The following is a 20,624-nucleotide window of genomic DNA, read 5'->3' as shown; positions in this document are numbered from 1 at the left end:
GCTTCGGGCCCTTTGTCACTTTGGGCAAGAAGAGAGTGGATTGATTTTGTTGTTATACTATAACATTAATCGGACAAGGCTTTCCGTGGCTTCCATTTCAAGCGTCCGCTTCCCTGGTGATCTCATCGAAGCCCAAGAACGCAGGCCCCTGAGAGCCTCCAGCGCTGTTTAGCGACCGTCTGATGAGGTTTATCCAATGTCTTCCCGACTTCCCGTGACCGTTTTGTCCGGCTTTCTCGGCGCCGGAAAAAGTACACTTTTGAATTACGTACTACGTAACAGAGACGATCTGCGCGTGGCCGTTATCGTTAACGATATGAGCGAGATCAACATCGATGGCGGCGAAGTCCAGCGTGATGTCAGCCTGAATCGTGCAGAAGAGAAGCTCGTGGAGATGAGCAATGGCTGTATCTGCTGTACGTTACGTGAAGACCTGCTTGAAGAGGTCAGCCAGTTGGCTCGTGAAGGCCGCTTCGATTACCTGCTGATCGAATCCACTGGAATCTCCGAGCCGTTACCCGTGGCCGAGACATTCACCTTCCGTGATGAGCAGGGACAAAGCCTCGCCGACATCGCTCGCCTCGACACCATGGTCACTGTAGTCGATGGCATGAACTTCCTGCCGGACTACCAGGCCGCGGAAAACTTAGCGTCCCGTGGCGAATTCCTCGGTGAAGAAGATGAGCGTTCGATCACCGATCTGCTGATCGAACAGATCGAGTTCGCCGACGTCCTGTTGATCAGCAAGATCGACTTGATCAGCAGCCGCGAGCGGGAGGAGTTGATGGCCATTCTCAGACGCCTCAACGCTCAGGCTGAGATCATCCCGATGGTCATGGGTGAAGTATCGCTGGCGAAGATTCTCAATACCGGTCGTTTCGACTTCGAAAAGGCCGCCCAGGCCCCGGGCTGGCTACAGGAACTGCGTGGCGAACATGTGCCAGAAACCGAGGAGTACGGCATCGCATCCACGGCTTATCGGGCACGCCGGCCCTTCCATCCGCAGCGTTTCTTCGACTTCATCGATCGCCCTTGGGTAAACGGCAAACTGCTGCGCTCCAAAGGCTTCTTCTGGCTGGCCAGCAAACCCACAGACGCCGGCAGCTGGTCCCAGGCAGGTGGCCTGATGCGTCACGGTTTCGCCGGACGCTGGTGGCGTTTTGTGCCAAAAGAACAGTGGCCGCAGGATCAGGAAAGTACCGCCGCGATCATGGAAAACTGGATCGCCAGCGTAGGTGATTGTCGCCAGGAGCTGGTGTTTATCGGGCAGAACATCGATTTCGCACAGCTGTCGTCGGAACTCGATGATTGCCTGCTGACCGATGACGAGATGGCGCTCGGTACTCAAGGCTGGCTACAGCTACGTGATCCTTTTGGCTCCTGGCACGACGAGGTCGCTTGATGCTCGCCCTGAAACCGCTGCCAGGCAGCACGCGTCATCAGTCTTTCGGCCAGACCCCTCAGGCGCTGGCAAACATACTCGACGATGAAATCAACCTCGCGGTCTGGCAACGCCAGCTTCCGCTGCACATTGCCGAATTTGCGGACTTGTTGCTGTCTCTGAACGAACCTTACGCCGAGGCACTGTGCCTGGAATTGCCGGACGAAGACGCAGAACCGGATCTCACGGGACTGGCCAGCGGCTTTCGCGATCTGGAAGGCTACGAAGGGTTTATCGCCGACCTGAAATGGCTGGTCAGTGCCTTCGCCTGCCTGCTGGGCGCGCGGCGGATCGGCTTGCGCCTGCGGGTATTGGACAAGGCCATGTGTCCGCGTTTTCACGTCGATCATGTGCCAGTGCGGTTGATCACGACATACGCCGGTGTCGGCAGTGAATGGCTAAGGGAAGGGGAGATGGATCGTCGGCAACTGGGAAAGCCGCAAGCCGAGCCGCAGGAAGCGTCACGGATTCAGCAATTGAATCGGGGCGAAGTGGCATTGCTCAAGGGCGAGAAATGGCACGGCAACGAAGGTTTCGGGCTGATCCATCGCTCGCCGCAACCGGCGCCGGGAGAGCGGCGGCTGATGCTGACCCTCGACTGGCTCGGATAGCGCCTCAGGGCTTGAGCCATTTCCCCTGGCTCTAAGCCTCGCAATAAGGCTGCAAATACGCCGCATCGGTGGCCACGCCGTAATAGTGGATATCCTGGCGATAAGGCATATTGGCGACTTGCGCGTTGCTGCACACGCCGAATGCGCCGGTGGGGCACTGGTCGACGTATTGAACCTCGACTTTCTGCCCGGCCAGGGTCGGCTGACAGAAGCCGTCGTTGAACAGTTTTTCCGGGATGTTGCGGTTCTGCTGGCAGACTTTCACGTCAAGCCGCTCCGCCTGGCTGTGCACCACGCAGGCCTGTGCCAGCGCCTCGCCCGACATCAGCGCCAGCAGCAACGACCATCCCATCCACCGCATCTTCGACCTCCAGAAAACCTTGATCATGTTGCAGAACATTCCCACCCACGTCATCGCCGGCCCTTTGGGTGCGGGCAAGACCAGCCTGATTCGCCAGCTCATGGCGCAGCGCCCGGCGGGTGAGCGCTGGGCGGTGCTGATCAACGAGTTCGGCCAGATCGGGCTCGACGCTGCGCTGCTGACCCGCGACGCCGATGGTATCGCACTGGGCGAAGTGGCCGGGGGCTGTTTGTGTTGCGTGAACGGTGCGCCGTTCCAGATTGGTCTGGGGCGTTTATTGCGCAAGGCGCGGCCGGATCGCCTGTTCATCGAGCCCTCGGGGCTTGGGCATCCGGCGCAGCTGCTGAAGCAACTGAAAGAGGCGCCGTGGCAAGGCGTACTCGCCGTACAACCTTGCGTGCTGGTGCTGGACACCCAGGCCCTCGCCGCGGGCAAACCGCTGCCGGACGCGCAGCAGGAAACCTTGTCCAGCGCAGGCCTGCTGCTGTTGAACAAGGCAGAAAACCTCGACGAGCCTACGCGTGAGCGAATCATCCGACAGTTGCCGCCTGTCCGGCTGATCTGGACGCAGCAGGCGACGTTGCCGCTCAGCGAGTTGCCGGGTCTGGCGGTACAGGCGCAAGCCGGTGTGGATAAGTTGATCGTCCCCCAAGGGCTGGCGCAGATGCCGGCCATCTGGAGCGATCCGGCGTTGCCGATCTGCTTGAGTCAGGCGCAGGAGGGTGGTTGGAGCATCGGTTGGCGCTGGCATCCGAGCCAGGTGTTCGATGTGTCGGGAATAACTCAATGGCTGAAAAGCCTGAACTGGCGCCGGGCCAAACTGGTGATTCACAGCCCGGACGGCTGGCAGTCAGCCAATGCCCTGGACAATGCCGAGCCCAGCTGGCTGCCCAGTGAATGGCGCAAGGATTCCCGGATCGAGCTGATTTTCGACGAACCGCAAGCGGTCGGTGAATTACAGGCCGGACTGGCCCGGTGTCGGCTTCAGGCGAGCTGATTCAAGGCTTCCACTTGGTGTGTTCCTGACGCCACTGGCTCAGCTCGATCACTTCACCACGCGGTTTGGTCACTTCTACCACCGGCGGTGAGTCATCGAACGGTGCCGGGTAGGGCGCCAGCTCAATCTGGGCGCTGTGCGCACCGAACTGGGTGATGGTGCCGTTGTGCCGGGTTTCGCCGGTCACGGTGAATTCGAAATTGTAGACCCGGGCCAGACGTCGCCGACCGCTGGCGTCCCTGATCAGGCCGATCTTCTTCAGCGCCACGTTACCGTCGAGCAACTCGACGCCGACATTAACGCAATGCTGTTTGACCCGCTCCAGCGCCCGCTCGCGCAAGCCGTGGTTGTGCCAGAGCCACGCACCGGCGACGGCGAACAGCATCAGCACGAAAATGTTTTCCAGGGTGAGCATCAACACGAAACTCCAAATGATGGCGTCAGCTTAACTGCGTCGCCGGTCTGTCGTACAGGCTGCGTTTCGTCGCATACTGCGCGGCTTGAATTTCAATCGTTTTACGGAAAAACCCGAATGAAACGTACGCCTCATCTGCTCGCCATCCAGTCCCATGTGGTGTTCGGCCACGCCGGCAACAGCGCTGCGGTTTTTCCGATGCAGCGGGTCGGGGTAAATGTCTGGCCGCTCAATACGGTGCAGTTCTCCAACCACACACAGTACGGCCAGTGGGCCGGCGAAGTGCTGGCGCCGCAGCGGATCCCCGAACTGGTCGAAGGCATCGCCGCGATCGGTGAGCTGGGCAATTGTGATGCGGTGCTGTCCGGCTATCTCGGCAGTGCGGCGCAGGGGCGGGCGATTCTCAGTGGCATCGAGCGGATCAAGGCAGCCAACCCGAAAGCCCTTTATCTGTGCGACCCGGTGATGGGGCATCCGGAAAAGGGCTGCAGCGTTCCTGCTGAAGTCAGTGATTTTCTGTTGGACGAAGCCGCTGCCGTTGCGGATTTCATGTGCCCGAACCAGTTGGAGCTGGACAGCTTCTCCGGACGCAAGCCGCAGTCGCTGTTCGATTGCCTGGCGATGGCGCGGGCGCTGCTGGCACGCGGGCCGAAAGCGGTGCTGGTCAAGCATCTGGATTATCCGGGCAAACCGGCGGATGGCTTTGAAATGTTGCTGGTGACGGCCGAGGGCAGCTGGCATCTGCGACGCCCGCTGCTGGCGTTTCCGCGTCAGCCGGTGGGGGTGGGCGATCTGACGTCCGGTCTGTTCCTGGCGCGTGTGCTGCTCGGGGATAGCCTGGTGGCGGCGTTTGAATTCACCGCAGCAGCGGTGCATGAAGTGCTGCTGGAAACCCAGGCCTGCGCCAGTTACGAGCTGCAGCTGGTGCGAGCGCAGGACCGGATTGCGCATCCGCGGGTGAAATTCGAGGCCACGCCGATCAGCCTCTGATGCCGCGTCGGCTTCAATCGCGAGCAGGCTCGCTCCCACGGATAAAACATCACCTGTGGGAGCGAGCCTGCTCGCGATAGCGGTCGTCAGATCGCTAAAATCTCAGGCGTCGCCCTTGATTTCCTGATAGCGCTTTTCCAGCTCCTGACGGATCTGCCGGCGTTGTTGCGCCTGCATGTAGCGGCGCTTGTCTTCGCTGTTCTGTGGTTGCAGCGGCGGTACGGCGGCGGGTTTGCGCTGATCGTCTACCGCGACCATGGTGAAGAAGCAGCTGTTGGTGTGGCGTACCGAGCGCTCGCGGATGTTCTCGGTCACCACTTTGATGCCGACTTCCATCGAGGTGTTGCCGGTGTAGTTGACCGACGCCAGGAAGGTCACCAGTTCGCCGACATGGATCGGCTCGCGGAAAATCACCTGATCCACCGACAGGGTCACCACGTAGCGGCCGGCATAACGGCTGGCGCAGGCGTAGGCCACTTCGTCGAGGTATTTGAGCAGGGTGCCGCCATGGACATTGCCAGAGAAGTTGGCCATGTCGGGGGTCATCAGTACCGTCATCGACAGCTGGGCGTTTCCGGGTTCCATAACGTTCTCACGGGTCAAGGCAGGGTTGCTGGAAGAAACACCTCTGCGGGTGCCTGGTCGCTTTTCAAAAGCACCGTTATCGGGACGCCAGGCAACTGGCCGCCGTCACGCCCGAAGCGATCTGTTTCCATATATTGCACCGCCTTTCAGCCGGAAGTCGCGGTGTTACCCTGCAAAAGCGCCTTCCCAAGGGCGATTCCTACACCCAAAGCGGATTTTTACTCAGCTCGCCCAGACATTTCCCATGCCTGCGTGAGCCTCGTCATTCAAGGAGCCCACACCATGCATGCCATCAGCTTTATTCAGGATCTGGCGGTGATCATGTTGGTCGCAGGTGTGGTGACCGTGCTGTTCCACCGCTTCAAGCAGCCGGTAGTGCTCGGCTACATCGTCGCCGGCTTCATCATCGGCCCGCACACACCGCCCTTCGGCCTGATCCACGACGAAGAAACCATCAAGACCCTCGCCGAGCTGGGGGTGATTTTCCTAATGTTCTGCCTGGGCCTGGAGTTCAGCCTGCGCAAGTTGTTCAAGGTCGGCGCCACGGCCTTCATCGCAGCGTTTCTCGAAATCGTGCTGATGATCTGGATCGGCTACGAAATCGGCCGCTGGTTCGACTGGAACACCATGGATTCGCTGTTCCTCGGCGCGATCCTGGCGATTTCCTCGACCACCATCATCGTCAAGGCGCTCAACGACCTGAAGATGAAAAACGAGCGCTTCGCGCAGTTGATCTTCGGTGTGCTGATCGTCGAGGACATTCTCGGCATCGGCATCATCGCCTTGCTGTCGAGCATCGCGGTCAGCGGCACGGTGAGCTCCGGCGAAGTGTTTTCCACGGTCGGCAAGCTCTCGCTGTTCATGATCGTCGCGCTGGTAATCGGCATTCTGCTGGTGCCGCGACTGTTGGCCTACGTGGCGAAATTCGAAAGCAACGAGATGCTGCTGATCACCGTGCTGGGCCTGTGTTTCGGCTTCTGCCTGCTGGTGGTCAAACTCGAGTACAGCATGGTGCTCGGGGCGTTCCTGATCGGCGCGATCATGGCCGAGTCGCGGCAACTGCTGAAAATCGAGCGCCTGATCGAGCCGGTACGCGACCTGTTCAGCGCGATCTTCTTCGTCGCCATCGGACTGATGCTCGACCCGATGATTCTTCTGCAGTACGCGTGGCCGATCGCGGTGATCACTGTGGCCGTGGTGCTGGGCAAGATGCTGTCCTGCGGCCTCGGGGCGTTTATCGCCGGCAATGACGGACGCACCTCACTGCGGGTCGGGATGGGGCTTTCGCAGATTGGCGAATTTTCTTTCATCATCGCGGCGCTGGGGATGACCCTGCAGGTCACCAGCAACTTCCTGTATCCGGTGGCCGTGGCGGTTTCGGTGATTACCACGTTGCTGACGCCGTACCTGATCCGGGCTGCCGATCCGCTGTCGATCAAGCTGTCCGCCGCGATGCCGCAGCGCCTCGGTCGAGTGTTCGGAATGTACGGCGAATGGCTGCGCAGCATTCAGCCGCAGGGTGAGGGCGCGATGCTGGCGTCGATGATCCGGCGGATCCTGCTGCAGGTCGGGGTCAATCTGGCGCTGGTGATCGCGATTTTCTTTGCTGGCGCTTTCTTTGCCGGACGCCTCTCGATCTGGATGCAGGACTGGATCAGCGATCCTAGCTGGCAGAAGGCGTTGATCTGGGGCGGGGCGTTGCTGGTGTCGTTGCCGTTCCTGATCGCGGCCTATCGCAAGCTCAAGGCGCTGTCGATGCTGCTGGCGGAGATGGGCGTGAAGCCGGAAATGGCCGGGCGTCACACGCAGCGAGTGCGCCGGGTGATCGCCGAAGTGATCCCGATCATCTCGCTGCTGGTGATTTTCCTGCTGTTGGCAGCCTTGTCGGCCAGTATCTTGCCGACCAACAAGTTGCTGGTGCTGATCGCCGTGGTCGCGGCCGCCGTGGCGGCGCTGCTCTGGCGCTGGTTCATCCGGGTGCACACGCGGATGCAGGTGGCCTTGCTGGAAACCCTCGACAACCACAAGGAGCCGTCGGGGCACTGACCACCCATGGGGAGAGGCGTTTCAGCTTTCCAGCCAGACGTCCCGAGCCCAGTGCCAGACCGATTCCCAGGACTCTTCGGTGATCAGTTCTTCTTCGCCCGACCACAGCACCACGGTGCCGTCTTCTTCGACGCAGTAGTAGTCATCACCGTCCTGGCAGATCGGAATCAGGTCGCGCGGCACGCCGGCATCCCAGGCGTTGGCGGCAACGTCCGGCAGGTAGGTGTGGGATTGCGGGTCGGTGACGGTCACCGGCTCCAGGCTGCCGTAAACCACGTCGCTGACGGTCAGCAGAAACTCTTTGAAGACGAACGGGATGTTGATGAAGAGCTCTTCTTCGATTTCCACCAACTGGTCTTCGTCGGGCAACTCCAGGGGAACCGGTACGGGTTCGTTGGCTTCGCGCAGTTGTTCGATGATTTCTTCCACGTCCGGGATCCTCTTGCTTGAATGGCGCGGTTTATATGGGGCGGTTTATACAGTAGCTCGCTATAGATGCAACCGCGAAATAGAAAACCCCGGCCGAGGCCGGGGTTTTCATTACTGCGGGTAAAACGTCGGAGGTGATCAGCCGTTCTGGCGGATACCGGCGACCAGCCAAGGCTGGTTGTCGCCCTGTGGACGTTCCATGTTCCAGCTTTCGCTGAACACTTCGCCCTGCTGGTCGAAACGCGAAGTCTTCGACACGCCGCTGAAGGTCAGCGTGGCAATGGTCTTGTCCGCACGGTCATCCACGCCATCCAGTTGCACCTGGAGATTGTCGATGTAGGTGGACTGGAACGCATCACCCAGTTCCGCACGCTCGCGCTTGAGGAACTCGAACATTTGCGGAGTCACGAACTCGGCGATCTTGTCCATTTCGTTGGCGTCCCAGTGCTGCTGCAGCGCCTGGAAGTGGCTGCGGGCGGCTTCAAGGAAGCGCTGTTCGTTGAACCAGGCCGGCGCGTTGATCACCGGACGGGTGGCAGCAGGCGCGGCCGAACCACCAAAGATCGAACCCATGGCTGCCGGTTTCTGTTCGAACACTTCACGCTGCATCGGCGCGCCGGCCGGAGCGAACTGCTCCTGCTGCTTGCGACGACGGGCGGCGATGAAGCGGAAGATCACGAACGCGATCACGGCCATGATCAGGATGTCGAAGAACTGCATGCCTTCGAAGCCACCGCCCATGAACATGGAAGCGAGCAGGCCACCGGCCGCGATGCCGGCCAGAGGGCCGAGCCATTTCGAAGCACCGCCGGCCTTGGCCGCAGCGCCTGCGGCACCGGCAGCACCAGCGGTCGCCGCAGCGCCGCCCATGCCTGGGGAAGAAGGAGCCATCTGGCTGGTCTGGTGCGTCGGCGCAGCGCCGGCGCTTTTGCCACCACCAAAGCGCTTGGCGTTGGCGTCGAGGCTCATCGTCAGGCCGATGCACAACGCCATGGCGATGCTAAGAAAACGTTTCATAAAGGGAATTCCCGTTTGTGGAGACACGCGCGCCATGTTGCACAGCTGAAGTGTTACTGGCTAGCGAGAGAGTGTTTCGGGCTTTTGCCTGACAGGTTACGTTCAGCTCGGTCGGGGCAATAAGGCCATTTACTTTTGTCTGTAGGAAAAGGCGATAGGTTCAGCAGGAAATGGATCAGCGCCGCAAGGCCAGCATCACCACACCGGCGGTGATCAGGCCGATGCCGCCCCACTGGCGCAGGTCGAGTTTCTCGCCCAGCAGGATCACACCGAGCACCGCCACGAAGACCACGCTGAGCTTGTCCACCGGGGCGACCAGCGATGCCGGTCCGACTTTCAACGCCCGGAAGTAGCACAGCCACGAAGCGCCGGTTCCCAGGCCCGACAACAGCAGGAACAGGTAGCTCTTGGCGGAGATCGATCCCAAGGACTGATATTGGCCCGTGGCGTACAAAATCAAGGCCAGACTGACCAATACGACGATTGTGCGCAGTAGGGTAGCGAAGTCGGAGTTGACGTTTTCGATGCCGATCTTGGCGAAGATGGCCGTCAGCGCGGCGAAAGTCGCCGAGAGCAGGGCCCAGAACGTCCAGGAAGAAAAGAAGCCCGAGCCCATCGATGTTGCCTCCAGTGCCCGTTCCCGCGCCGGGCGCGGGAACGAACGGTGACTTATATGGCTTCCAGCTTCGCGTACCCGAGCATCAGCCACTTGCTGCCTTCGGCGAAGTTCACCTGCACCCGCGCCTGGGCGCCGGCGCCCTCGAAATTGAGGATCACGCCGTCGCCGAAGATCGAGTGACGGACAGCCTGACCAAGGCTCAGGCCGGTTTCCGGAATCTCGCTGCCGCTGAACAGGTTGCTGCCGCCCATCGACTGGTTGCCGCCGAACGGCCGGCTGACGCTGTTGGACAGACGCACTTCCTGAATCAGGCCTTTCGGTACTTCCCGTACGAAACGCGACACCTTGTTGTAGGTTTCGCTGCCGTACAGGCGTCGGGTTTCAGCATAGGTCATCACCAGATTCTGCATCGCCCGGGTAATGCCGACATAGGCCAGTCGCCGCTCCTCCTCAAGGCGCCCCGGTTCTTCCAGGCTCATCTTGTGCGGGAACAGGCCTTCTTCCATGCCCACCAGGAACACGTAAGGGAATTCCAGGCCCTTGGCGCTGTGCAGGGTCATCAACTGAATGCTGTCTTCGTGCTCGTCGGCCTGGGTGTCGCCGGCCTCCAGCGAAGCGTGACCGAGGAACGCCGCCAGCGGCGTCAGCTCTTCGTCTTCTTCGGTGTTCTCGAAGTTGCGCGCGGCGCTGACCAGTTCCTCAAGGTTTTCCACCCGGGCCTGGCCTTTCTCGCCTTTTTCCGCTTCGTGGTAGGCGATCAGTCCGGATTGCTCGATAACGGTCTGGGTCATCAGGTGCAACGGCATCTCGGCGCACTTGGCGGCGAGATTTTCGATCAGCTCGATAAACGCGCCCAGCGCACCGGCGGCGCGACCGGTCAGACCCTTGTTGGCCACCAGCTGGCGCATGGCTTCCCACATCGACACATCGCTGTGACGGGCATGGTCGCGGATCGCTTCGACGGTTTTCTCGCCGATGCCGCGAGCCGGGACGTTGATCACCCGCTCCAGGGCCGCATCGTTGCCGCGACCTTCCAGCAAACGCAGGTAAGCCATGGCGTTCTTGATTTCCGCCCGTTCGAAGAAGCGCTGGCCGCCATAGATGCGGTACGGAATGCGTTCGCGCAGCAAGGCTTCTTCCAGAACGCGCGATTGGGCGTTGGAGCGGTAGAGAATCGCGATATCGCTGCGAGCCAGGCCGGTTTTCAGCGCACTTTCGATGGTTTCGACAACGTAGCGCGCTTCATCGTGTTCGTTGAAGGCGGCGTAAAGATTGATTGCTTCGCCGTCGCCACCATCGGTCCACAGCTCTTTGCCGAGACGTCCGGTATTGTTGGCGATCAGGGCGTTGGCAGCCTTGAGAATGCCGGCCGTGGAGCGGTAGTTCTGTTCCAGACGGATGGTCACCGAATCCGGGAAGTCCGAAGAATACTGGTGAATGTTTTCGATTTTCGCGCCGCGCCAGCCGTAGATCGACTGGTCGTCGTCGCCAACCACCATCAGGCTGTCGCCACCCTTGCCCAGCAGACGCAACCAGGCGTACTGCACGGCGTTGGTGTCCTGGAATTCGTCCACCAGAATATGTCGGAAACGCTTCTGGTAGTGCGCCAGCAGGCCCGGGTGGTCGCGCCACAGGTCGAGGGCGCGCAGCAGCAGTTCGGAGAAATCGATGACGCCGGCACGCTGGCACGCCGCCTCGTACGCTTCATAAATGCCGCGCATGGTGGCCAGGAACAGATCGCCGCTGGCTTGAATGTGTTGCGGACGCAGACCTTCGTCTTTCTGCCCGTTGATGAACCACTGGGCCTGACGGGCCGGCCAGCGTTGCTCGTCCAGCCCCAGCTCGCGGATCACCCGCTTGACCAGTCGTTGCTGGTCGTCGCTGTCGAGAATCTGAAAGGTCTGGCTCAGCCCGGCTTCCTGCCAGTGCGCCCGCAACAGGCGGTGCGCCAGGCCGTGGAAGGTACCAACCCACATGCCGGCCGGGTTGATGCCCAGCAATTGCTCGATGCGGTGACGCATCTCGGCAGCGGCTTTATTGGTGAAGGTCACCGACAGAATCGAGTGGGGCGAGGCGTTTTCGACCTGGATCAACCAGGCGATACGGTGCACCAGCACTCGGGTTTTGCCGGAGCCGGCACCGGCCAGGACCAATTGACGACCAACGGGAGCCGCTACGGCCTGGCGTTGGGCATCGTTGAGGGAGTTCAGCAGAAGGGAGAGATCATCGCGCATCGGGGCATTCTAGGGTGCGCCGCAGGCCCGGGCAAACCGAGCTTTGCATTAGCCGATGAAAGTCCTGCCGATGACGACCGGTCGGTCACCGGCTACAGGCGTTGGCCCGCCTCGCTTGGGGGCTTTTGCGGGTGTCGGGAGGCTGAAAAGTTTCGGTGAAATTATGATCTGGGGCAGTTTGGCAAGTGGTTCGGCTTGTGTATGCTCCGTCCACGTTTCCGGGCGCATGCTCACACTTATAAGAACAAGAACGTTGCCTATGACCCTCAGCTTCGACCTGTCGGGCCCCTCCGTGGAGCCTCGGGTGATCCGCAAGCTTTACGCCACCCAGATGGCGGTCGAGCGCACGCGCCTTCTTTATCAGGGTTCGCTGTTGCCAACCCTGTTCATGTTGATCAATGGTCTGGTCTGCGCCGGTCTGCTCTGGAGTCCGCAGCGTTACTTCGTGGTCAGCGTCTGGCTGGTGTGGCTGCTGTCGCTGGTGGCGTTGCGGGTGATTCAGGTCGCGGCCTTCGATTCGGCGATTCCCGATCGCCAGGCCCAGCCGATCTGGGGGCGGATGTTCCTGCTCGGCTCGACCATGACCGGCCTGACCCTGGCCGGTGCCGGCATCGCGTTGGTCCCCGCCGACAACTTCATGCAGCAAGCCTGGGTGTTCGGCCTGATCGGTGCCGCGACCCTGTCGGCCAGCGTGGCCTACGCCGTGAGCATTCCGGCCTTCCTTTCCTTTACCTTGCCGTGCCTGCTGCCGGCCATCGGCTACCTGTTCTGGGGCGGTGACGAACTGGCGCGCGGCTGGGGCTGGCTCGGGCTGATCCTGCTCGGCTCGCTGAGTGTGGTGGCGTGGCAGGTCAATCGGCTGATTGATCGCGGTTTGCTGCGGCGCTTCCAGAACCAGCATCTGATCGAACACCTGCAACAAGCGCAAACCCGCAGCGAACAGCTCAATCAGGAGCTGGCGAAGGAAATCGAACATCGGCGTTGCGCCGAGGGCAAGTTGCGTGAAGCCCAAGTTGAACTGGAGGACCGAGTCGCGCAGCGCAGCCGGGAACTGGACGTCGCCAACCAGGCCCTGAGCAAGAGCGAGGCGCGCCTGGCCCTGGCGTTGAAAGCCAGTGAGCTGGGGCTGTGGGACTGGAACCTGCAGACCGACGAAGTTCACCACACACAGATTCAGGAACTGTTTGGCATTGACCCGGAATACGTCACCGGGCTGCTCAGGCATCTGCGGCCACGCCTGCACCCGGAAGATGTGCCACCGCTCAAACGAGCACTGATTGAGCACTTGAAGGGGCGCACCGAGGATTATCAGATCGAATACCGCGTGCGCCACGGCGACGGCCACTGGGTCTGGATCGAAGACCGTGGGCGAGCGGTGGAGCGCGACGAGAACGGGCGGGTCATCCGCATGGTCGGCACCCGCCGCGACATCAGCGTCAGCAAAAGCCTGGAAGCCCAGCAACAACTGGCGGCGACGGTGTTCGAGGCCGCCAGCGAAGGCATCGTGATCCTCGACCCGAATTATTCGCTGATCGCCATCAACCAGGCCTTCAGCCGGGTCACCGGGTATGACATCGACGACATGCTCGGGCGCAACGTCGTCGAACTGCCGTGCAGCCGCGACGCCCGTCGACACTACGTCGCGATCCGCCACGCGCTGGAGCAGCACGGCAGTTGGCAGGGCGAATTGGTGGAAACCCGCAAGAACGGCGAGCTGTATCCGCAATGGCTGCAATTGAATGCCGTGCGCGACAGTCGGGGAAATGTGAGCCATATCGTCGGCTTCTTCGCCGATCTGTCGGCGCGCCGTGAATCCGAAGAGCGCATGCGCTACCTGACCCACTACGACGAACTCACGGGTCTGGCCAACCGCTCGCTGTTCCGCGAACGCCTGCACGAAGCCCATCAGCGCGTGCGGCAGGGCGGGCGCCGGAGTCTGGCGCTGCTGCATATCAATCTGGATCGCTTCAAGCTGCTCAACGACAGCCTCGGTCATGAGATCGCCGACCAGTTGCTGCAAAAGATGTCGCGGCGGCTGGTCAATGCTCTGCCGGAAGCCGACACCATCGCCCGGCTGTCCGGCGATGAGTTCGCGGTACTGTTCGACGCCTACGGCAACCTGTCGAGCCTGGCGCGGGTCGCCACGCGACTGTCGAGCAAGCTGCGCCTGCCGTTGACCGTGGAAGGGCATGAGCTGGTAGTCAGCGCCTCGATGGGCATCAGCATGCTGCCGGACAACGCCCGGGAGATTTCCGCGCTGGTCAGCCAGTCGAATATGGCCATGCAACATGCCAAGCACCTGGGCGGCAACAACTTCCAGTTCTACACCGACAGTCTGCAGGCCAGCACGCTGGAGCGCCTGCAACTGGAAAACCAGCTGCGCAAAGCCATTGAGGAAAAGCAGCTCAACGTCTTCTATCAACCGAAACTGTGCCTGGCGACCGGGCGTCTCGACGCGGCGGAAGCGCTGGTGCGCTGGGATCACCCGACCATGGGCCGGGTACCGCCGGGGGATTTCATCGGTCTGGCCGAAGAAACAGGGCTGATCGGGCCGATCGGCGAATTCGTCCTGCGTCAGGCCTGCTGGCAGGCGTGTGAATGGCAGCGTCAGGGGCTGGCGCCGATCCGGGTTTCGGTGAACCTGTCGGTGCATCAACTGCGCCAGGGCAAACTGGTCAGTCTGGTGCGTCAGGTGCTGGAGGAAACCGGCCTGGCACCGCACTACCTCGAACTGGAACTGACCGAAAGCCAGCTGCTCGACAGCGTCGAACACATCATCGCCACGTTCCAGCAGTTGCGGGATCTGGGGGTGAAACTGGCGATCGACGATTTCGGCACCGGCTATTCATCGCTGAGCTATCTGAAGCGGATTCCGGTGGACTACGTGAAGATCGATCAGGCCTTTATTCGCGGGTTGGGCGAGGGCAGCGAGGACGCGGCGATCACCCGGGCGATCATTGCGATGGCTCACGGGCTGTCACTGAAAGTTGTCGCCGAAGGTGTCGAGCGATCCGAGCAGCTGGCGTTTCTGAAAGCTGAAGGTTGCGACGAGGTGCAGGGCTATCTGATCAGCCGTCCGGTGGAGGCGGTCGGCCTTGCCGCGTTGCTGCGTGAACAGGAAAAACCGTTGTAAAGGGCTACATGCAGCGCATGTCGCCTGATCCGGGGGGATCGAGTTACGCATTGAGCAGGCAAAAAGCCGATTCATGTAGTATAACTACAAACTTGCTACATCCCCGGCATCTGGCCAAAGCACATCTTTCCATAACAAGAGTCCAGCCCCTTGAATCTGCTGCAACACATCGCCCAGTCACGTCACCTGTTACGCAAGTCGGAGCTCAAGGTCGCCGACCACGTGCTGCTTGACCCTGCGGCAGTGATGCACAGTTCCATGGCCGACCTGGCTCACAGCGTCGGCATCAGCGAGCCGACCATCGTGCGCTTCTGCCGGGCCATCGGTTGTTCCGGTTTTCAGGATCTGAAACTCAAGCTCGCGCAAAGCCTCGCGGCCGGCGCCAGCTTCGGTCAGTTCGCGATCCATGAAGACGACTCCGTCGCCGACTACAGCCTGAAGATTTTCGACACCACGTTGCACACGCTGATGGAGGTTCGCGAGAAGCTCGATCCTCTGGAGCTGCAACGCGCGGTGACGCTGATGTCCCAGGCCCAGCGCGTCGAGTTCTACGGTTTCGGTGCGTCGGGCGCGGTGGCGGCGGATGCGCAGCACAAGTTCTTCCGTCTGCTGCTGACCGCCGCGGCGTATTCCGACCCGCATATGCAGGCGATGTCGGCGGTGACGCTGAAGCCGACAGACGTGGCGATCTGCATTTCCCAGTCCGGCCGTTCCAAAGACTTGCTGATCACCGCCAACCTCGTTCGCGAGAGCGGTGCGTCGCTGATCACCTTGTGCCCGAGCCAGACACCGCTGGCCGAGCTGTCGACCGTCAACCTGGCGATCGACGTTCACGAAGACACCGAAATCTACACGCCGCTGACCTCGCGTATCGCTCACCTGGTGGTGATCGACGTACTGGCGATGGGCGTGGCCATGGCGCGCGGGCCGAGCCTGGTCAACCACCTCAAGAGCGTCAAGCGCAGCCTGCGCAGCTTGCGGCTGTCGCCAAAATCGGTGAAAGCGCTGGATGACTGATTGTCGTGGGGTGATGGCAATCTTCATCTGCCTGTAACCCCGACGCAGCCAAATCGTCATCCACCGCGCCTATCGTGAAACTCCCGTAAACGCCTTGGGAGACTCGAAATGGCTCAGCCTTACGAAGAACGCAACAGCGCCGCGAAAACCCGTCGTCAGCAGGAAGACCAGCGCCGCATGGAGTTTCGCCGCGCCATCGAAGATCGCTTCGAACTTCGCCAGCTTCAGGCCGAAATCGGCGATTTTCCCGAGGATATCAATCACTGGCAGGCAGCGCCGGCAGCTTCCCGTCGAAGCGCTCAACCAGCGCGCTGATCTGCACCCGTTCGCTGCGGATAAACGCCAGGAAGGCGTGCGCCACCGGTGACAGCCGCTTGGCTTTGGCTTGCACCAGGCACCAGCTGCGAAACAGCGGCAATTCTTCGACCGGCAGCTCGACCAGGCCGCCGGTCGCCAGCTCCAGGTTCAGGGCGTGGCGCGTCAACAGCGCCAGGCCCAGACCCGCTACCACGCATTCACGCTGGGCTTCGGCCGACGCCACTTCCTGGGTCTGGGTGAAGTGCACGCGCTTCTCCTTGAAATACTCCTCGCAGGCCAGTCGCGTGCCCGAGCCGGGTTCGCGGATCAGCAGGGTGTACGGCTCAAGGTCCTGCAAGCGCAGTGGGCCCATGTGCGCCAGCGGATGATCCGGCCGCGCCACGGCAACGATCGGGTTGTTGAGGAACGGCAGGAATTCCAGGCCCATGTCCTGGGGCACCATCGACATGATCACCAGATCGTCGCGGTTGTCGGAGAGCCGGCGGATCACCTGGCCACGGTTGACCACCGTCAGTTGCAGATTTACTTCCGGATGCTGACGCTTGAACGCCGCGAACAGGTGCGGCACGAAGTATTTGGCGCTGGATTCCACCGCCAGCTTCAACTGGCCCTGCAGCGAGCCCTGCATGTCCGAGAGCTGCATGTCGAGGTTTTCCAACCGGCCGAAGATGTCCCGGCTGGCGCGCTGAAGTGCTTCGGCCGCTTCGGTCATGTAGAGTTTTTTGCCCACGTAATCGAATAATGGCTGGCCGATCAGCTCTTCGAGCTGACGAATCTGTAGGCTGACGGCCGGTTGTGTGAGCGACATTTCCTCGGCGGCACGGCTGTAGGAGCGCAAATCGCACACTTCGTTGAAGATCTGCAATTGACGCAATGTCATACGCATCAGGGACTTACGCATTTTCTACTGACTCTGGCCATTGGCTGATGCACTGACTATAAGTCTTTCCTTATGCCTGACCCAATTTTTATTCATTTTTGTTAATCCCTTGTCAGCGCTAGTGTGGAGCCGAGACCAGATTGAAACATTTGGTCACGTGCCGACCTGGGTCTAGCAGGTCGTGGTGCCACCGGCTCAAGGGAACCTCCAAGTGATAACAAAGATCCTGATCGCCAACCGTGGTGAGATTGCCGTACGAATCGTGCGTGCCTGCGCCGAGATGGGCATCCGTTCGGTCGCGATCTATTCCGACGCCGACCGGCATGCCTTGCATGTGAAGCGTGCGGACGAGGCCCACAGCATTGGTGCCGAGCCGCTGGCCGGTTACCTGAACCCGCGCAAGCTGGTGAACCTGGCCGTGGAAACCGGCTGCGATGCGCTGCACCCCGGCTACGGTTTCCTCTCGGAAAACGCCGAGCTGGCAGACATCTGCGCCGAACGCGGAATCAAATTCATCGGCCCGTCGGCGGAAGTCATCCGCCGCATGGGCGACAAGACCGAAGCGCGCCGCAGCATGATCAAGGCCGGCGTACCGGTCACGCCGGGCACCGAAGGCAACGTTTCGGGCATCGAGGAAGCATTGAGCGAGGGCGACCGCATCGGTTACCCGGTGATGCTCAAGGCCACTTCCGGTGGTGGCGGTCGCGGTATCCGTCGCTGCAACAGCCGCGAAGAACTCGAACAGAATTTCCCCCGGGTCATTTCCGAAGCCACCAAGGCCTTCGGTTCGGCGGAAGTGTTCCTGGAAAAATGCATCGTCAATCCGAAACACATCGAAGCGCAGATCCTCGGCGACAGCTTCGGCAACGTCGTGCATCTGTTCGAACGTGACTGCTCGATCCAGCGCCGCAACCAGAAGCTGATCGAAATCGCCCCGAGCCCGCAACTGACCCCGGAACAGCGCGCCTACATCGGCGACCTGTCGGTGCGTGCAGCCAAGGCCGTAGGCTACGAGAACGCCGGCACCGTGGAGTTCCTGCTCGCCGAGGGCGAGGTGTACTTCATGGAGATGAACACTCGGGTGCAGGTGGAACACACCATCACCGAAGAAATCACCGGGATCGACATCGTCCGCGAACAGATCCGCATCGCCTCCGGCCTGCCGCTGTCGGTGAAGCAGGAGGACATCCAGCACCGCGGTTTTGCCCTGCAATTCCGGATCAACGCCGAAGACCCGAAAAACAACTTCCTGCCGAGCTTCGGCAAGATCACGCGCTACTACGCCCCCGGCGGCCCTGGCGTGCGTACCGACACGGCGATCTACACCGGCTACACCATCCCGCCGTTCTACGACTCGATGTGCCTGAAATTAGTGGTGTGGGCGCTGACTTGGGAAGAGGCGATGGACCGTGGCCTGCGCGCCCTCGACGACATGCGTCTGCAAGGCGTGAAGACCACCGCCGCGTATTACCAGGAAATCCTGCGCAACCCGGAATTCCGTAGCGGCCAGTTCAATACCAGCTTCGTTGAAAGCCACCCTGAACTGACCAACTACTCGATCAAGCGCAAACCCGAAGAGCTGGCCCTGGCCATCGCCGCCGCCATCGCCGCCCACGCAGGCCTGTGAGGAATAGAACAATGACTAAAAAGATTTTCGTAACCGACACCATCCTGCGCGACGCTCACCAATCGCTGCTCGCCACCCGCATGCGCACCGAAGACATGCTGCCGATCTGCGACAAGCTCGACAAAGTCGGCTACTGGTCGCTGGAATGCTGGGGCGGCGCGACCTTCGACGCTTGCGTGCGTTTCCTGAAAGAAGACCCGTGGGAGCGTCTGCGCCAACTGCGCGCTGCGTTGCCCAACACCCGCCTGCAAATGCTCCTGCGCGGCCAGAACCTGCTGGGCTACCGCCACTACAGCGATGACGTGGTCAAAGCGTTCGTCGCCAAGGCCGCAGTCAACGGCATCGACGTGTTCCGCATCTTCGACGCGATGAACGACGTGCGTAACCTGCGCGTGGCGATCGAAGCGGTGAAGGCTGCCGGCAAACACGCCCAGGGCACCATCGCCTACACCACCAGCCCGGTGCATACCATCGACGCGTTCGTCGCCCAGGCCAAGCAAATGGAAGCCATGGGTTGCGACTCGGTGGCGATCAAGGACATGGCCGGTCTGCTGACCCCATACGCGACCGGTGAGCTGGTGCGTGCACTGAAAGCCGAGCAGTCGCTGCCAGTGTTTATCCACTCCCACGACACCGCCGGCCTGGCAGCCATGTGCCAGCTCAAGGCAATTGAAAACGGTGCCGACCACATCGACACCGCCATCTCCAGCTTCGCTTCGGGCACCAGCCACCCTGGCACCGAATCGATGGTCGCTGCACTCAAAGGCACCGAGTTCGATACCGGTCTGAACCTGGAGCTGTTGCAGGAAATCGGCCTGTACTTCTACGCCGTGCGCAAGAAGTACCACCAGTTTGAAAGCGAATTCACCGCCGTCGATACCCGTGTTCAAGTGAACCAGGTGCCGGGCGGGATGATTTCCAACCTGGCCAACCAGCTGAAAGAGCAGGGCGCTCTGAACCGCATGGGCGAAGTGCTGGCGGAGATCCCGCGTGTGCGCGAAGACCTCGGTTTCCCGCCGCTGGTGACCCCGACTTCGCAGATCGTCGGCACCCAGGCGTTCTTCAACGTGCTGGCCGGCGAGCGCTACAAGACCATTACCAACGAGGTGAAGCTCTACCTGCAAGGCGGCTACGGCAAGGCGCCGGGCACCGTGAACGAGAAGCTGCGTCGCCAGGCCATCGGCAGCGAAGAGGTGATCGACGTACGTCCGGCCGATCTGCTCAAGCCGGAAATGACCAAGCTGCGTGCCGATATCGGCGCACTGGCCAAGTCCGAAGAAGACGTGCTGACCTTCGCCATGTTCCCGGACATCGGTCGCAAGTTCCTCGAAGAGCGTGCCGCCGGCACCCTCACTCCGGAAGTGCTGCTGCCGATCCCGGAAGCGGGCAAGGTGGCTTCGGCCGGCGGCGAAGGCGTACCGACCGAGTTCGTCATCGACGTCCACGGCGAAACCTACCGTGTGGACATCACCGGTGTCGGCGTCAAGGCTGAGGGCAAGCGTCACTTCTACCTGTCCATCGACGGCATGCCGGAAGAAGTGGTGTTCGAGCCGCTCAACGAATTCGTTGGCGGCGGCAGCAGCAAGCGCAAGCAGGCTTCGGCCCCGGGCCACGTCAGCACCACCATGCCGGGCAACATCGTCGATGTGCTGGTCAAGGAAGGCGACACCGTCAAGGCGGGCCAGGCTGTGCTGATCACCGAAGCGATGAAAATGGAGACCGAAGTCCAGGCCGCGATTGCCGGCAAGGTCACCGCCATTCATGTCGCCAAGGGCGACCGGGTGAACCCGGGCGAAATCCTGATCGAGATCGAAGGCTGAGATAACGGCCTCGATACAACGCTTTAAACCTCGGGGGGGCATGTGCTCCCCTTTTTTTTGCTTTCAAAGTGCTGCCGCACCGTG

At 61.2% G+C, this 20,624-nt stretch carries 18 protein-coding genes; 10 read left to right on the top strand and 8 right to left on the bottom strand.

The window, feature by feature from the left end; genetic code table 11:
- Positions 1 to 196 precede the first annotated feature (196 nt).
- Both zigA and CAF74_RS23840 read left to right on the top strand, forming a co-directional pair.
- Complete coding sequence (gene zigA, locus CAF74_RS23845; protein WP_085747969.1) at positions 197 to 1,402, top strand: zinc metallochaperone GTPase ZigA; 1,206 nt, start codon at positions 197 to 199, stop codon at positions 1,400 to 1,402.
- A complete protein-coding gene (locus tag CAF74_RS23840; protein WP_085747968.1) occupies positions 1,402 to 2,052 on the top strand; it encodes a DUF1826 domain-containing protein in 651 nt (216 codons plus the stop codon). Before zigA ends, CAF74_RS23840 begins: the two co-directional genes overlap by 1 nt.
- Positions 2,053 to 2,083: 31 nt before the next feature.
- Here CAF74_RS23840 and CAF74_RS23835 read toward each other — a convergent pair whose 3' ends face one another.
- The gene (locus tag CAF74_RS23835; protein ID WP_085747967.1) at positions 2,084 to 2,413 is read right to left on the bottom strand and encodes an NADH:ubiquinone oxidoreductase; all 330 of its coding nucleotides are present in this window, start codon (positions 2,411 to 2,413) and stop codon (positions 2,084 to 2,086) included.
- A gap of 25 nt (positions 2,414 to 2,438) precedes the next feature.
- Between CAF74_RS23835 and CAF74_RS23830 the strand changes: the two genes are divergently transcribed.
- On the top strand, positions 2,439 to 3,410 hold the full coding sequence (locus CAF74_RS23830) for a GTP-binding protein (RefSeq protein WP_085747966.1): 972 nt from the start codon (positions 2,439 to 2,441) through the stop codon (positions 3,408 to 3,410).
- A gap of 1 nt (position 3,411) precedes the next feature.
- Here CAF74_RS23830 and CAF74_RS23825 read toward each other — a convergent pair whose 3' ends face one another.
- Positions 3,412 to 3,825, bottom strand: a complete 414-nt coding sequence (locus CAF74_RS23825) for a DUF3301 domain-containing protein (protein ID WP_085747965.1) — start codon at positions 3,823 to 3,825, stop codon at positions 3,412 to 3,414.
- A 117-nt stretch (positions 3,826 to 3,942) separates the two neighbouring features.
- On the opposite strand from CAF74_RS23825, the gene pdxY reads away from it, so the two are divergent.
- Entirely contained in the window at positions 3,943 to 4,815 is an 873-nt protein-coding gene (gene pdxY / locus CAF74_RS23820; protein ID WP_085653923.1) for a pyridoxal kinase PdxY, read from the top strand.
- Between the two features lie 102 nt (positions 4,816 to 4,917).
- Here pdxY and CAF74_RS23815 read toward each other — a convergent pair whose 3' ends face one another.
- A complete protein-coding gene (locus CAF74_RS23815; RefSeq protein ID WP_003229693.1) occupies positions 4,918 to 5,400 on the bottom strand; it encodes an acyl-CoA thioesterase in 483 nt (160 codons plus the stop codon).
- A 282-nt stretch (positions 5,401 to 5,682) separates the two neighbouring features.
- Between CAF74_RS23815 and CAF74_RS23810 the strand changes: the two genes are divergently transcribed.
- Positions 5,683 to 7,446, top strand: coding sequence for a cation:proton antiporter (locus CAF74_RS23810; RefSeq protein ID WP_085686044.1), 1,764 nt, complete (start codon positions 5,683 to 5,685; stop codon positions 7,444 to 7,446).
- Positions 7,447 to 7,467: 21 nt separating this feature from the next.
- On the opposite strand, the gene CAF74_RS23805 is transcribed toward CAF74_RS23810, so the two are convergent.
- The 4 genes from CAF74_RS23805 to uvrD form a co-directional block, all read right to left on the bottom strand.
- Complete coding sequence (locus CAF74_RS23805) at positions 7,468 to 7,875, bottom strand: SMI1/KNR4 family protein (protein ID WP_007954245.1); 408 nt, start codon at positions 7,873 to 7,875, stop codon at positions 7,468 to 7,470.
- Between the two features lie 138 nt (positions 7,876 to 8,013).
- The gene (locus CAF74_RS23800; RefSeq protein ID WP_085747964.1) at positions 8,014 to 8,892 is read right to left on the bottom strand and encodes a Tim44 domain-containing protein; all 879 of its coding nucleotides are present in this window, start codon (positions 8,890 to 8,892) and stop codon (positions 8,014 to 8,016) included.
- Positions 8,893 to 9,067: 175 nt separating this feature from the next.
- On the bottom strand, positions 9,068 to 9,508 hold the full coding sequence (locus tag CAF74_RS23795; protein ID WP_064379739.1) for an EamA family transporter: 441 nt from the start codon (positions 9,506 to 9,508) through the stop codon (positions 9,068 to 9,070).
- Positions 9,509 to 9,561: 53 nt separating this feature from the next.
- Positions 9,562 to 11,745, bottom strand: coding sequence for a DNA helicase II (uvrD, locus tag CAF74_RS23790; RefSeq protein ID WP_007954248.1), 2,184 nt, complete (start codon positions 11,743 to 11,745; stop codon positions 9,562 to 9,564).
- Positions 11,746 to 12,004: 259 nt separating this feature from the next.
- On the opposite strand from uvrD, the gene CAF74_RS23785 reads away from it, so the two are divergent.
- The 3 genes from CAF74_RS23785 (at position 12,005) to CAF74_RS23775 (ending at position 16,210) form a co-directional block, all read left to right on the top strand.
- Entirely contained in the window at positions 12,005 to 14,878 is a 2,874-nt protein-coding gene (locus tag CAF74_RS23785; protein ID WP_085747963.1) for a bifunctional diguanylate cyclase/phosphodiesterase, read from the top strand.
- A 150-nt stretch (positions 14,879 to 15,028) separates the two neighbouring features.
- Positions 15,029 to 15,895, top strand: coding sequence for a transcriptional regulator HexR (hexR, locus tag CAF74_RS23780; protein WP_007954250.1), 867 nt, complete (start codon positions 15,029 to 15,031; stop codon positions 15,893 to 15,895).
- A 108-nt stretch (positions 15,896 to 16,003) separates the two neighbouring features.
- Positions 16,004 to 16,210, top strand: a complete 207-nt coding sequence (locus CAF74_RS23775; protein ID WP_007954251.1) for a PA3496 family putative envelope integrity protein — start codon at positions 16,004 to 16,006, stop codon at positions 16,208 to 16,210.
- On the opposite strand, the gene CAF74_RS23770 is transcribed toward CAF74_RS23775, so the two are convergent.
- Positions 16,152 to 17,114: a LysR family transcriptional regulator gene (locus CAF74_RS23770; RefSeq protein ID WP_039765068.1), complete on the bottom strand. Its 963-nt coding sequence runs from the start codon at positions 17,112 to 17,114 to the stop codon at positions 16,152 to 16,154. The genes CAF74_RS23775 and CAF74_RS23770 overlap by 59 nt on opposite strands.
- A gap of 190 nt (positions 17,115 to 17,304) precedes the next feature.
- On the opposite strand from CAF74_RS23770, the gene CAF74_RS23765 reads away from it, so the two are divergent.
- Together CAF74_RS23765 and oadA are read left to right on the top strand one after the other, a co-directional pair.
- Complete coding sequence (locus tag CAF74_RS23765) at positions 17,305 to 18,720, top strand: acetyl-CoA carboxylase biotin carboxylase subunit (protein ID WP_007954255.1); 1,416 nt, start codon at positions 17,305 to 17,307, stop codon at positions 18,718 to 18,720.
- Between the two features lie 11 nt (positions 18,721 to 18,731).
- On the top strand, positions 18,732 to 20,540 hold the full coding sequence (gene oadA, locus CAF74_RS23760; RefSeq protein WP_011336637.1) for a sodium-extruding oxaloacetate decarboxylase subunit alpha: 1,809 nt from the start codon (positions 18,732 to 18,734) through the stop codon (positions 20,538 to 20,540).
- Positions 20,541 to 20,624: the final 84 nt, after the last annotated feature.

The organism is Pseudomonas sp. R45(2017) (assembly GCF_002112305.1).
GTDB lineage: Bacteria > Pseudomonadota > Gammaproteobacteria > Pseudomonadales > Pseudomonadaceae > Aquipseudomonas > Aquipseudomonas paraglycinae.
Note: the sequence above shows the minus strand (reverse complement) of the source record. Positions and strands in the feature narration are given on the sequence as shown.